Origin of the sequence: Kitasatospora sp. NPDC052868 (genome assembly GCF_044547105.1) — a bacterium.
Taxonomy (GTDB): domain Bacteria; phylum Actinomycetota; class Actinomycetes; order Streptomycetales; family Streptomycetaceae; genus Kitasatospora.
In genome coordinates, this window is sequence record NZ_JBITZW010000003.1 from 211,354 (window position 1) to 223,617 (window position 12,264).

A 12,264-nucleotide genomic window follows, 5' to 3' on the forward strand; every position below is an offset into this window, starting at 1 on the left:
CGAGACAGACATCCGAACAGTTCGGAGCCCGGGAGACCAGGCTCCGCGAGACGCCGAGAGGAGGCGAAGACAGTGGAAACCATCATGATCACCAAACTGACTGGCCAGACCGTCGACGCTACCTCCGTGCGTGATGCCCGCCTGCGGGCCCTCGCCCTGCTGTGCGGAACCGGTCTGGGTCTCGACACCCTCGGTGTCTCCGTCGTTCCCGCCTCCGTCGTCCCCGCTGTCAGTGGTCTTGGACACACTGATCTCTCCAGCACGGGCGTCAAGGGCGGCAGCGAAGGCACCTCCGTCGAGACCGGTCTGTCCCGTGACTGGGCCCCGGTCGCCATGTCGCGCTCCCTGCGTGATGAGCGACCGACCCAGGCACCGAAGGCAGCAGTAGCGGCCGCCATGCATGGCGGCTATGCGCAGGCCATCGGTGCCGGAAACGCCCAGAAGCAGAACGAGCAGCAGATCAACCAGGCCAAGGCCGCCTTTACGGGCGCCACGGCCATCCGGATGCGGGCCTTCCGCGGGCCTGAACCCTGGAGAGAACGAACCTGAGAAGCCTCAGGTCGGCACCCTCCAGGGCCGCGGAACCCGTAAACGGGATCCGCGGCCCTTCTGTTTTGTCCGGTACGCAAGACCGACCCAGGCCCCCCGGGGCCTCCGGCCCAGCCCCACCAGTCAGCTGAGCCGGACCCACTGAAAAGACGAGGAAGACGCCAACAGTGTCCACGGTCATCACGCCGCCCATCCCGTCCGTACCGCCGACAAGCCAGAACACCAAGGCCGACCAGGCCGACCCCCCGGAGGTTTCTCTTATGCAGCTCACCTCGATCGACCAGGCCGAGGCTCTTGGCCAGCCCATCCCGTGCCGCACCTTCGACCCGGAGGTCTTCTTCGCCGAGACGCCCGCCGACGTCGAGTACGCGAAGTCCCTCTGCGGCACCTGCCCGGTCAAGGACGCCTGTCTCACCGGTGCGCTGGAGCGGCGCGAGCCGTGGGGCGTCTGGGGCGGCGAGCTCTTCGTCCAGGGCGTGATCGTGGCCCGGAAGCGTCCGCGTGGCCGTCCGCGCAAGACCGAGGTCGCAGCGTGAACCCCGCGCTCGGAGCCCGGGCCGTCCGTCGGGGAGAGCAGCCCCCGTTGGACAGCGCCCTGCGTCGCTCCGTGCGTCTCGCCGCCGCCAAGGCCGACGCCGCCCGCACCGTCCCCTTCCCAACGTCGCACCACGAGCAGGACCACCACATGACCGCCGCCGCCATCGATCCGACCGTCCGCGCCGAGCAGACCACTGAACTTCAGATCCAGAACAGGACCCTTGAGATGCAACTTCTCCACGAATCCCTGGCCCGTGCCCATATGCAAGAGCGCCTCCAGGAGGCCGAGCACGAACGGCTCGTCAGCCGGGTCGTCCGCGCCCGCCGGCTCAAGCAGCGGGCCGAACGCGCCTCGCTCCGGGCCCGCAAGGCCCTCGCCGTCGCGCTGATGTAGTCACCGCCAGGTTCGTTTCACCCCCGTCGTGCCGAAGGCCGCCCCCCATCGCGGGGAGCGGCCTTCGGCCGTTGTACGGGGCTGGTCGGCGCGGGGTTGGTCGGCGCGGGGCGGATCAGCGCGGGTGGTCAGTACGGGGTGGGTCAGCGCCTTCCGGCCGCCCCGCGCTTCTTCGCCTGCGCGGCCGGTTCGGGCTGGTCGTTGAACTCCGGCAGCCACCGCAGCATCTCCGCCCGGAACGGCGCGTTGGCCCCCAGCTGGCAGAGCACGCCGATGGTGCTCAGCGTCACCCGGTGGATCAGCAGGTACGCCGGGGGGAGGTTGAGCTGCTTGCCCAGGTTGTAGGCGGGCGAGCGCGGGTCGGCGATCCGGGCCGCCTGGGCCCGCATCCAGGCCCGGGTGAAGTGGAAGGTGTCCACCGCGGCCGGCTCGATGATCGGCACCAGGTAGTCGAGCACCGCATCCGGGTCCAGCTCGATGGAGGGCTTGACGAAGCCCTCCTCGCGGAGCATCTCCAGCACACCCGCCGCGTCCCCGGCCAGCGCCATCCGCAGGGACGCGCCGATCGGGGCGGGCAGCCCGCCCGGCAACCGGTCGACGGTGCCGAAGTCCATCACCCCGAGCCGCCAGCCGGCCGCCGGACCGTCGTCCTTCAGCAGCCGGAAGTTGCCCGGGTGCGGGTCGGCGTGCAGCAGACCCGTCCGCGACGGGCCCGCGAACAGGAACCGGGCCAGCAGGTGCCCCGCCCGGTCGCGCTCCTCCTGGGTGCCGGAGGCGATCACCTCGGCCAGCGGGGTGCCGCCCATCCACTCGGTGACCAGCACCTGGTCGGCCTGTGCCACCACACCGGGCACCACGATGTCCGGATCGCCCGCGAACACCTCGGCGTGCCTGCGCTGCGCGGCCGCCTCCAGCTCGTAGTCCAGCTCCTCGGCGACCCGCTCGCGCAGTTCGGTGATCAGCGGCTTGATGTCCAGCCCCGGGATCAGCGGGCCGAGCAGCCAGGCCACCCGGCTCAGCTGCGACAGATCGGCCAGCAGCGCGTCACCCGCCCCCGGGTACTGCACCTTCACCGCGACCTCGCGCCCGTCGTGCCAGATCGCCCGGTGCACCTGCCCGATCGACGCGGCGGCGGCGGGCCGGTCGTCGAACTGGCGGAACAGCTCCCGCCAGTCCTTGCCGAGTCGCTGCGCGAGCGCGGTGTGGACCTTCGCGGCGGGCATCGGGGGAGCGGCGTCCTGCAGCTTGGTCAGGGCCGCCCGGTAGGGACCGGCGACCTCCTCCGGCAGTGCGGCCTCGAAGACGGACAGCACCTGCCCGAACTTCATCGCCCCGCCCTTGAGCTCGCCGAGGACCTTGAACAGCTGGTCCGCGGTGGCCTGCTGGAGCTCGGCGGTCACCACCTCGGCCGACCGCCCCCCGATCCGCCTGCCCAGTCCGAGTGTGGCCCGACCGGCTATCCCCAGCGGCAGGGCGGCGAGCCGTGCCGTGCGGGTCACTGCCTTGCGCGGTAGATCGCTCACCCGGGCCTCCAATCCCACACGCCCCCGGCCCCCCACAACGGAGGGCCGGCCATCACTACGCCATTGTGCCCGCTCCCCGCCCCGGGCCCGCTCGTATTTGCCCCCTGTCCCACCCCTACCTCGGGGGCCTCCCAGGCCGCGGCCGTCGGCCCGGCCGAAGAACGCCGCCGAGCCGAGGAAAGCCGGGGCAACCTCCACCGGCGGTGAAGTGCCGCCCTAGTGGGGCCCGACCGCTGCGGGGAGCCCGGCGGCGGGGCACCGGCGGCGGGGCGTCGGCGGCTGATGCCTGGTCTGCTACCGGGTGGGGGAGGGTCTTCCACCCGGCCCCTCCGCTGCGGGCGGAGGGGCCGGGCTGGCCTCCTGCGGTGTTTCGCCGGCCTCGGGCGGTGCGCCCGAGGCCGGCGCGCTGACCTGCGATTTGGGGCCCACCCCCCTCCCCCTCCCACCACCTCCGCTTCGTTTTCATTCGGCCTGTTGGCTGTCCCGGTCCACACCTGTCCGCGCCCTGCCGACAGCCGCCCGTGCCCAACGCGGCCCGCAAACGACGGCCCAACGCGGCCCGCAGCGCAGGCCAGGGTGCGGCCGGCGCCGGGCCGCCCGCGGCCTTCCCTTCCCCTCGTCCTGCCCGCTGCAGCGGGCAGGACGAGGCCATGCAGGGTGCTGGGCCCCCAGCTGCTGATGGCCGGCCAGGCCTCCCTTCCCGGGGTTCGGTGGTCGTGGTCAGTTCGGTGGCGGCAGCGGTTGCCAGAGGCAGCCGCAGTCCGGATGGCCCTTCAAGCGCAGGCGGCGGGACATACCGTCACCCGCGGAGATCTCGCACCAGCCGTCGACGCTGGGTGGGCGGAGGCCGTCGAGGTACAGCTGGACGTGGAGCGCCGCGAGACCGGCCACGGCCGTCGCCAACGCGGTGTCGCAGGCCGGGGTGCGGGCCCGGCCGGGGCCCTCGTCGGCCAGCTGGGCGAGCAGACGGGGCCAGGCGGCGTCCTCGTCCTCCCTCGTGAGCACCAGGCAGTGGCCGCAGGCCGAGACGCCGGGGACCACCAGCGGCCCGACCACCCCGATCTCCTCCACCACCCCGACGTACAGGTGCGGCACCCCGGCCCGCAGCAGCTCCCTGGCCGCGTACGTGCCGCCCGCGAACGCCCCGCTGCCGTCCCTGGGCGCCAGCACGACCAGATCGGGCGGCCCCTTCCCCACGCGGCCGCCGCCCGGCGCCGGCCGCCGCGCCGAGGCCCGTTGGACGGCCTCGCGGGCGGCGGTCGCCCGCAGCCGCCCGACGTCGCCCGGTGGCAGACCCGCGGGGGAGCAGTCCCCGGGGCCGACCCGCCCGTTGTCCACCACGGTGACGGCCCCCGCCCCGCCCGCCGCCAGCACCGCGGCGAGCGCCGCCCCGACCCGGCCGGCGCCGCGCACCTCGACCCGCAGGTCGGCCCGTCGGGACAGGACGGCCGGTGCGGCGCCCGGGCTGGAGTGGACCAGCGAGAGCGAGGCGAGATCCGGCCCGAGCAGATCGCGGTGCGGCTGCGGGTAGCGCCGCAGCGCGGCGCCCGCCGCGTCGGCGTCGTCCAGCAGCCCGGCCTGTTCCAGCTCGTCGAGCAGTGCGTCCGCCGGGTCGCGGCCGAGGCCGACCCGCTCGCCGGCCGCGAGCAGCTCCGGCCGCTCGCGCGTCCCGTCGAGCAGCCCGAGGAAGTCGCAGAGGGTCTTGTCGGCGCGTTCGACCACCCCGGCGTAGCGCTGGAGGGTGCCGAACTGCAGGGTGTCGGAGTCCCGCCAGCTGCGGGAGAGGGCGGGCTTCAGGGCAAGGCGCACGGTGGTGTCCCTTCCGATCGTTTCCGGACGGCTGACGGCAGCATGCCCGATCGGAACGACGTCGTGCTCTGGGTTATCCACAGGTCCGGGTCCATGATCACACCATCGGTTCGCACTCCTTGTGGATAACTCGATGTCCGGTCCGAGGTCGTATTCCGGACACCCTCTGTCGGCCTTTCGTTCGCGATCACTCCACGAAAGATTTCGGCCACGGCAGCGGACTTCTGTCAGGGGTACCGGGTAACGTCGTGTGCCATGGCAGCCGAACGGGACTCCCATCCCCCGGCGTCGCGTCGGCGTGCCCGTGCAGCGTCCGGGTCGCAGGTGGCGGCGCCGAGCACGCGCGGGCGCCCTGATCAGCGGCCGACATCCGCGGAACCGCCGCCGCCCCCTCCGGGCGCGGACAAGCACGGTGAAGCGCATGTCGAGAAACAGTTCGACCGCTCCCGGGTGGAGGTCCGCCGCAGCGCCCGCCGCAGCCGTACCGTGTCCGCGTACCGCGAGGGCGACCGCACCATCGTGCTGATCCCGGCCCGGATGTCGCACGCCGAGGAGCAGCGCTGGGTCGCGCAGATGCTGGAGAAGCTGGCGGCCCAGGAGAGCCGCCGGATGCTCGGCGACGACGCGCTGGCCGCCCGGGCGCGTGAGCTCTCGGCCGGCTATCTCGGCGGTCGGGCCCAGCCCGCGCAGGTGCGCTGGGTCACCAACCAGAACTCGCGCTGGGGGTCGTGCACCCCCAGCGAGCGCACGATCCGGCTCTCGCACCGCCTCCAGGGCATGCCCGAGTACGTGGTCGACTACGTGCTGCTGCACGAGCTCGCCCACCTGCTGGTGCCGGACCACGGCCCGGCCTTCTGGGCCCTGCTGGAGGCCTATCCGCGCACCGAGCGGGCCCGCGGCTATCTGGAGGGCGTGGTGTCAGCGGCCCGGCTGCCGCACATCCCCGGCGCCCGGCCGGAGCCGGACCCGGCCGGTTCCTGCGGCTGACGCACACCCCGCCGGAAGGACGACACGAAGACGGCGCGACGAGGGCCGACCAGACCGAAAAGAACGCGACGAGGGCCGACCAGGCCGAAAAAAGGGGCGCGGGCCGTCCGGCCCGCGCCCCTACTTCATGCCTTCACCTCAACCGCGGGCGGTCAGCTCCCGGGCCCGCGCGACGAGGACGCGCACCGAGTGGTCGGTCAGCTCGGGCAGCCGGTCGAAGTCGAACCAGCGCAGATCCAGCGACTCCTCGCTGATCAGCGCCTGCGCCCCGGGCGGTGCCACCGCGATGTACTGGACGTCGAGGTGGGTGTTCTCCGGCCGGTCCTTGCCGGTGCAGCGCACCTGGTGCCGGTCGAGCTTCGCCGGCACCGGGACGCCGTCGACCGTCAGCAGCACGAGGTCCGGGATGCCCGACTCCTCGGTGGCCTCGCGCAGCGCGGCCGAGGCGAGGTCGGGGTCGCCCGGCTCGCAGTGCCCGCCCATCTGCAGCCACATCCCGACCTTGGGGTGCAGGGTGAGCAGCACCCGCCCGGCGGCCGGGTCGACGACCGCCGCGCTGGCGGTGATGTGGGCGGGCAGGCAGGAGCGGTACAGGCCCTCGGGCTGCTCGGCCAGGTGGTTCAGGTAGTCGCGCCGCAGCTGGTCCTGGTCCGGGTCGGCGGGCCGCCAGCCGGCCAGGGTGCGGACGGCGTCGGCGTGCAGCGAGGGGGCGGGCCGGGTCGACGCGCCCGGGTCGGTGATCGTCATGCGGTGGGCTCGCCCTTCCCGTCCTCGTCCTCGTCCTTCTTGGCCAGGTCGGGCTTGGCGTCGGACGCGGACGAGCCGCCGGCGGCCGCCTCGCCGAGCAGCCGGTCGATCGCGTCGAAGTCGAGGCCGCCCTCCAGGTCGTCGGCGCTGCCGCGGTGCACGAAGGCGTCCGGGTCGTCCAGGTCGGCGGCGGTGGGCAGCATGTCGGGGTGCTGCCAGAGGTCGTCGCGGCCCTCGATGCCGCGGGCGTCGGCGAGCAGCGCCCAGAGCCGGGCGGCGTCGCGCAGCCGGCGCGGGCGCAGCTCCAGGCCGACCAGGGTGGCGAAGGTCTGCTCGGCGGGCCCGCCGGCGGCGCGGCGGCGGCGGACCGTCTCGCGCAGGGCGCCGGCCTGCGGGAGGTGGGGTTCGGCGGCGGCGTGCACGACGGCGTCCACCCAGCCCTCGACCAGCGCGAGCGCCGTCTCCAGGCGGGCGAGCGCGGCCTTCTGCTCGGGGGTGTCCTCGGGCTGGAGCAGGCCGCCGGCGAGGGCCTCCTGAAGCGCCTCGGGGTTGCTCGGGTCGAGCTGGCCGGCCAGCTCCTCCATCCGGGAGCTGTCCACCTTGATGCCGCGGGCGTAGGCCTCGACGGCGCCGAACAGGTGGGCGCGCAGCCACGGCACGTGGGCGAAGAGCCGCTGGTGGGCGGCCTCGCGCAGGGCGAGGTAGAGCCGGACCTCGTCGGCGGGCACGTTCAGGCCCTCGCCGAACTCGGCGATGTTCTGCGGCAGCAGCGCGGCCTTGCCGGCCGGGGCGAGCGGCAGGCCGACGTCGGTGGAGCCGACCACCTCGGCGGCGAGCGCGCCGAGCGCCTGGCCGATCTGGGTGCCGAACATGGCACCGCCCATCGAGCGCATCATGCCCATCAGCGGGCCGGCCATGGCCTGCATCTCCTCGGGCAGCACGCCGCCCATGGCGGTGCCGACCCGCTCGGCGACGGGGTCGACGAGGTCCTTCCAGACCGGAAGGGTGGCCTCGATCCACTCGGCGCGGCTCCAGGCGACGGCGGTGCCCGCGCCGGAGGGGAACTCGGTGGCGGAGTCCAGCCAGAGGTCGGCGAGCCGGACGGCCTCGGCGACGGCCGAGCGCTCGGTGGCGCTGACCGAGCGGTCCTTGCTCTTGCCCTCGACGGGCTCGGCGACCACGGTCTGGCGGGCGATGTCCTTGGCGAGGTCCCAGTTCACCGGGCCGCCCTCGAAGGAGAGCATCTGCCCGAGCTGCTGGAAGGCCGCGCCGAGGTCGTTGGGGTTGAGGCCGCCGAACATCGCCGCGAAGGGGTTGTCCGCACCGGGCCCGCCGGCGCCCGGCCCACCGGGGGCTCCCGGCATACCCATGCCGAACAGCGCGCCCAGCGGGTTCCCGGCGAAGCCGAACGGGGACTGGCCGCTCTGCTCGGGCTTGCCCTGCTGGGGCTTGTCCTGCTCGGACTTGTCCTTGTCCTTGCCGTCCTCGGGCTCCTCTGGCGGAACGCCGAATCCGAAGGGAAGGTCGCTCACGGGGTCCTCGATCCGGTCGGCCGTCTTGCGGGTGGTGGCGGGTGAAAACTGCCGGTCCGAGGCGGTCGGCGGAGTGGGGGACTCGTGGCCGGTGGGCGGCTCCCGCGCGGCTGGCCCGCGCCGGGTGCACCGCCGGGCCTTAGCCTCGGGCAGGATGGACGTACTGACACACGTACGTACGCACATAAGCTAACCGTGGAGGATGGCCGGTGAGTTCCCCGCCCTCGGACGTTCGCTCTGGGCTGACCGGAGGTGAGGACGCCCCGGACATCACGGCGTCGCCGCCTCCAGCCTACGGCGGAAGGCCGCTGACCGTGGCCGTGACCGGCGCCGCCGGCGTGCTCGGCGAGCGCGTCGCCGCACGCCTGGTCGCCTCGCCCGGTGTGAAGAAGGTGCTCGCGGTGGACGACCGCCGCGGGGAGGTGCCCGGGGTCCAGTGGCGGATCCTGGACGTCCGCGACCCGGCGGTGGCCGAGCGGCTGGCCGGGGTGGACGTGGTCGTCCACCTCGCGATGGACCTCGGCATGGAGTCCGACCCGCGGGCCCGCAGCGCCTACAACGTGCGCGGCGCGCAGACCGTGCTGACCGCCGCCGCGGCCGCCGGGGTCAACCGGGTGGTGCTCTGCACCTCGGCGATGGTCTACGGCGCGCTGGCCGACAACGAGGTGCCGCTGGCCGAGGACTCGGAGCTGCGGGCCACCGAGGAGGCCTCGCTGGTCGGCGACCTGCTGGAGATCGAGCGGCTGGCCCGGCGGGCCCCGCGCGCCCACCCGGGTCTCCAGGTCACCGTGCTGCGTCCGGCCGTGGTGGTCGGGCCGGGCGTCGACACCGTGTTGACCAGGCACTTCGAGGCGCCCCGGCTGCTGGTGGTGGCGGGCTCCCGGCCGTGCTGGCAGTTCTGCCACGTGGACGACCTGGCGGCGGCGCTGGAGTACGCGGCGCTCGGCCTGGTCGAGGGCGAGGTCACGGTCGGCTGCGACGGCTGGCTGGAGCAGGAGGACGTGGAGCGGCTCTCCGGGATCCGGCGGATGGAGCTGCCCGCCTCGCTGGCGCTGGGCACCGCCGCCCGGCTGCACCGGCTGGGCCTGACCCCGGCCCCGGCCGGGGACCTCGCGTACACCATGTACCCGTGGGTGGTGTCCGGCAGCCGCCTGCACGAGGCGGGCTGGCGCCCGGTGTACAGCAACGAGCAGGTGCTGGCGGAGCTGCTGGCGCAGGTCTCCGGCAAGCACGCGGTGGCCGGGCGGCGGCTGGGCGGCAAGGAGGCCGCCACCAGCCTGGGGGCGGCGGGGGCGACGGTGGCGCTGGTCGGTACCGCGGCGCTGGTGCGCCGGGCCCGCAAGCGGCGCCGCTTCTGACCGGTCGGGCGGTCGATTCCCTATCCCGTTCTCACGATGCGAAATTTCGCAATCGTGATACGGAAGGCCCTTGCCCGAAACCACCCGGGATGGGGAATCATGGAGTCATGTCCGAGAACCACGACCCCATCCGGCTGCTCGCCGTCCGCGACACCCCGCTCTCGCTCGACGAGGTGTACGAGGCGGTCGGCGACGACGCGGCCGGCGGTACGACCGTCTTCGTCGGGACGGTTCGCGACCACGACGGCGGCAAGTCCGTCGCGGCGCTCGAGTACAGCTGCCACCCCACCGCCGAGCAGGAGATGCGGCGGATCGCGGAGAAGATCGTCGCGGACTTCCCGGTCCGGGCGCTCGCCGCGGTGCACCGGATCGGCCGGCTGGAGATCACCGACAAGGCCGTGATCGTCGCGGTCTCCTGCGCCCACCGGGGTGAGGCGTTCGCCGCCGCCCGTCGGCTGATCGACGACCTCAAGCACGAGGTGCCGATCTGGAAGCACCAGGTCTTCTCCGACGGCGAGGAGGAGTGGGTCGGCGCCGGCAGCTGCTGACGGCCGCCCGCCGGCGGCTGCCGAAGGGCTCCCGCCGCAGCTGCTGAAGCCCCCCGCCGCACCGCTTTCCGGCAGGCGCGCCGCGCCCTCACCCGAACGGGTGTGGACCGGTGCGCCGAATACTCCCTGGCAGTGAGCCGATCGGCCGTCCCGTAACCCGGACGGCGCCACCTGCGTTGTCCGCCGGGGTGGTTAATCTGCTCATAGACACGACGAGCTGGGAGTACTGAGATGGCTGTGCTCGCCTGGTTGATCATTCCGGTAGTCGCCGTCCTGCTCGCCGCCCTGTGGGCGGGGTGGGCCCAACGGGCCCCGCGAGCCACGGGGGACCCGGCCTCACTGGCCGAACACCGGCGCTTCATGGCGGCGATGGAACGCACCACCGCGGACAGCGCCCCGGGCGAGCGCCCCGGGCGGTAGCCCGGCGGGCGCCGCGTCACCCGCGTCCCGTACTGTCGAGGCATGCCACGCCGCTCTGCGACGATGCTCGCCGCCACCCTGCTGCTCATAGCGCTGCTCTGCGTCTCGGTGCTGACGAAGGTGCCGTACACGGAGATGAGCCCCGGGCCGACGTACAACACGCTCGGGATGCAGGACAAGACGGGCAAGCCGGTGATCAGCATCACCGGCCACGAGTCGTACCCGACCAGCGGCCACCTCAACATGACGACCGTCCAGGTCACCGGCGCCAAGTACGAGCCCAGCCTGGTCTCCGCGGTGGTCGGGTGGCTGCGCGGCGACGTGCTGGTCGTCCCGCACGACAACGTCTACCCGAAGGGCCAGACGGACGAGCAGGCGAAGCGGCAGAACGCCGAGGAGTTCGCCTCCTCCGAGGACAGCGCCCGGACGGCGGCGCTCACCCAGCTGGGCATCCCGGTGGGGGCCGAGCTGATCGTCAAGTCCGTCGCGGCCGGCGCCCCGGCGGAGGGCAGGCTGCACGCGGGCGACCAGATCGTCGCCGTCGGCGGCACCCCGGTGACCACCCCCGAGGACGTCGCCAACGCCGTCACCAGGCACAAGCCGGGCGAGCTGGTGATGTTCACCGTCGTCCCGCGGGTCAAAGACGCCAACGCCAACGGCGCCAAGGCCGCCAGCACCGATGTCGCCGTCATCACCAAGCGGGCCGGGGACGTCGACCCGACGCTCAAGCCGGACCGCGCCGACGCGGCGATGGTCGGCATCGTGGCCGGGATCCGGCACACCTACCCGTTCCAGATCGACATCGGCCTGCAGGACGTCGGCGGCCCGAGCGCCGGCCTGATGTTCTCGCTCGGCATCATCGACAAGCTGACGCCGGAGGACCTCACGGCGGGCCGGTTCGTGGCCGGCACCGGCACCATCACCGACGACGGCAAGGTCGGCCCGATCGGCGGCATATCGATGAAGCTGATCGCCGCCCGCGACGCCGGCGCCGAGTACTTCTTCACCCCGGCCGCCAACTGCGCCGAGGCGAGCAAGGCCACCCCGTCCGGGCTGACCCTGATCAAGGCCGAGACGCTGGACGGCGCGCTGAAGTCGCTGGAGCAGGTCCGCTCCGGGCAGACCTCCGCGCTGCCGTCCTGCACCAAGTAGCAGAGCCGCCGCAGCCGGCCATCGGCCCCGCCCGGCGGCCGGGGCCGGCCGGGCGGGAAGGCCGGGTCAGGAGAAGGTCGCCAGCAGCGCCTTGGTCAGGCCCGGCACCAGGTCGGGGCCGGTCAGCACCTCGCGGGCGGTGTCCTTGGAGCGCAGCCGCAGGGCGATCTCCTTCTTGCCGTTGCGCAGCACGGCGGCGGTGATCCGCACCTCCTCGCGCTTGGGGTGGTTGGCCACCCAGTCGGCGAGCTGGGCGTCGCTGGCGTTGCGCGGGCGGGACTGCTCTGCGCCCGGCGGAAGCATCAGCCGCTCCACCACGAGGGCGCAGCCGGCCACCGCGTCGGGCCAGGCGATGGTGCCGAGGAACTTGTCCAGCTCCATGCCGGCCGGCAGTTCGTCCTGCTCGACCGGGGTGAGACCGGGCTCGTCGCTGTCGGCGAGGCCGAGCTGCTTGGCGACCCGGGGGTCGGCCTTGCGCAGTGCGGCGCTGTCCACGAGGGCGAACAGCCGGGCCGGGAGGTCCCAGCCGAGGGTGGCGGCGTACTCGTCGATCTCCAGCGCGGCCCGGGTGAGCGGGGTCGCGGCCGGGAGGCTGGAGACGTCGTCGGGGGAGGAAGAGGAGACATCGGACATGTCCCAATCCTCACACGCCGGGCGGCCGGGGCGCTGCCACACACGGACGGCGGCCGGTGGCGGGCGGTTGTCGTA

The 12,264-nt window shown here is 73.6% G+C and carries 13 protein-coding genes; 8 read left to right on the top strand and 5 right to left on the bottom strand.

What is annotated here, in order from left to right; genetic code table 11:
* Positions 1-72 precede the first annotated feature (72 nt).
* From ACIGZJ_RS07390 to ACIGZJ_RS07400, 3 genes are all read left to right on the top strand, one after another.
* Positions 73-549 (top strand): hypothetical protein, encoded by a 477-nt coding sequence (locus ACIGZJ_RS07390; protein WP_392929064.1) that lies wholly within the window; start codon positions 73-75, stop codon positions 547-549.
* Positions 550-716: 167 nt separating this feature from the next.
* Complete coding sequence (locus ACIGZJ_RS07395; protein ID WP_392929067.1) at positions 717-1,085, top strand: WhiB family transcriptional regulator; 369 nt, start codon at positions 717-719, stop codon at positions 1,083-1,085.
* 149 nt (positions 1,086-1,234) lie between these two features.
* On the top strand, positions 1,235-1,480 hold the full coding sequence (locus ACIGZJ_RS07400; RefSeq protein WP_387944344.1) for a hypothetical protein: 246 nt from the start codon (positions 1,235-1,237) through the stop codon (positions 1,478-1,480).
* A gap of 143 nt (positions 1,481-1,623) precedes the next feature.
* On the opposite strand, the gene ACIGZJ_RS07405 is transcribed toward ACIGZJ_RS07400, so the two are convergent.
* Together ACIGZJ_RS07405 and ACIGZJ_RS07410 are read right to left on the bottom strand one after the other, a co-directional pair.
* Complete coding sequence (locus tag ACIGZJ_RS07405) at positions 1,624-3,003, bottom strand: ABC1 kinase family protein (RefSeq protein WP_396456365.1); 1,380 nt, start codon at positions 3,001-3,003, stop codon at positions 1,624-1,626.
* Between the two features lie 720 nt (positions 3,004-3,723).
* On the bottom strand, positions 3,724-4,812 hold the full coding sequence (locus ACIGZJ_RS07410; RefSeq protein WP_396456366.1) for a ThiF family adenylyltransferase: 1,089 nt from the start codon (positions 4,810-4,812) through the stop codon (positions 3,724-3,726).
* 324 nt (positions 4,813-5,136) lie between these two features.
* On the opposite strand from ACIGZJ_RS07410, the gene ACIGZJ_RS07415 reads away from it, so the two are divergent.
* Entirely contained in the window at positions 5,137-5,799 is a 663-nt protein-coding gene (locus ACIGZJ_RS07415; protein WP_396456367.1) for a M48 family metallopeptidase, read from the top strand.
* 138 nt (positions 5,800-5,937) lie between these two features.
* On the opposite strand, the gene ACIGZJ_RS07420 is transcribed toward ACIGZJ_RS07415, so the two are convergent.
* On the bottom strand, positions 5,938-6,546 hold the full coding sequence (locus ACIGZJ_RS07420) for an NUDIX hydrolase (RefSeq protein WP_396456368.1): 609 nt from the start codon (positions 6,544-6,546) through the stop codon (positions 5,938-5,940).
* Complete coding sequence (locus tag ACIGZJ_RS07425; protein ID WP_396456369.1) at positions 6,543-8,078, bottom strand: zinc-dependent metalloprotease; 1,536 nt, start codon at positions 8,076-8,078, stop codon at positions 6,543-6,545. Before ACIGZJ_RS07425 ends, ACIGZJ_RS07420 begins: the two co-directional genes overlap by 4 nt.
* A 209-nt stretch (positions 8,079-8,287) precedes the next feature.
* Between ACIGZJ_RS07425 and ACIGZJ_RS07430 the strand changes: the two genes are divergently transcribed.
* The 4 genes from ACIGZJ_RS07430 to ACIGZJ_RS07445 all read left to right on the top strand — a co-directional run bounded on the left by ACIGZJ_RS07430 (position 8,288) and on the right by ACIGZJ_RS07445 (position 11,556).
* Positions 8,288-9,436: an NAD-dependent epimerase/dehydratase family protein gene (locus ACIGZJ_RS07430; RefSeq protein WP_392929080.1), complete on the top strand. Its 1,149-nt coding sequence runs from the start codon at positions 8,288-8,290 to the stop codon at positions 9,434-9,436.
* A gap of 107 nt (positions 9,437-9,543) precedes the next feature.
* Complete coding sequence (locus tag ACIGZJ_RS07435) at positions 9,544-9,984, top strand: molybdenum cofactor biosynthesis protein MoaE (RefSeq protein ID WP_392929081.1); 441 nt, start codon at positions 9,544-9,546, stop codon at positions 9,982-9,984.
* Between the two features lie 231 nt (positions 9,985-10,215).
* Positions 10,216-10,404: a hypothetical protein gene (locus ACIGZJ_RS07440; RefSeq protein WP_396456370.1), complete on the top strand. Its 189-nt coding sequence runs from the start codon at positions 10,216-10,218 to the stop codon at positions 10,402-10,404.
* A 42-nt stretch (positions 10,405-10,446) separates the two neighbouring features.
* Positions 10,447-11,556 carry a PDZ domain-containing protein gene (locus tag ACIGZJ_RS07445; protein ID WP_396456371.1) on the top strand — a complete coding sequence of 370 codons (1,110 nt, stop codon included), beginning with the start codon at positions 10,447-10,449 and terminating at the stop codon, positions 11,554-11,556.
* Between the two features lie 66 nt (positions 11,557-11,622).
* Here ACIGZJ_RS07445 and ACIGZJ_RS07450 read toward each other — a convergent pair whose 3' ends face one another.
* Complete coding sequence (locus ACIGZJ_RS07450; RefSeq protein ID WP_392929087.1) at positions 11,623-12,189, bottom strand: PPA1309 family protein; 567 nt, start codon at positions 12,187-12,189, stop codon at positions 11,623-11,625.
* Between the last annotated feature and the right edge of the window lie 75 nt (positions 12,190-12,264).